Raw genomic sequence first — 266 nt, forward strand, 5'->3', positions numbered from 1 at the left:
AACAAGGAACTGGTGCATTACCATACCAGCGAAGTCTTCCGCCTGTCTCCGGAACGTTCACTGTATCTTATGCTGGTTCCGAAGTCTGAAAAGGTGTCAAGCCTGCTGACGAAGGAAGATTTCGTCAATGCGGTACGTACCATCAACGGAGTAAACACCATCGGTATCTGCTCACTGACTGCGGACGAAACAATCACTGTAGCCGTACAAGAGGCACAGAAGATGGTCAATAAATTCAGGGAAGACCACCTGTATATCGATGCGGT

The 266-nt window shown here is 48.5% G+C and carries 1 pseudogene; it reads left to right on the forward strand.

Going from position 1 to position 266, the window contains the following annotated elements:
• A pseudogene (locus tag HMPREF2794_RS10600) lies at positions 1-266 on the forward strand (hypothetical protein); the annotation flags it as partial.

The organism is Bacteroides sp. HMSC067B03 (assembly GCF_001811315.1).
Lineage (GTDB): Bacteria > Bacteroidota > Bacteroidia > Bacteroidales > Bacteroidaceae > Bacteroides > Bacteroides faecis.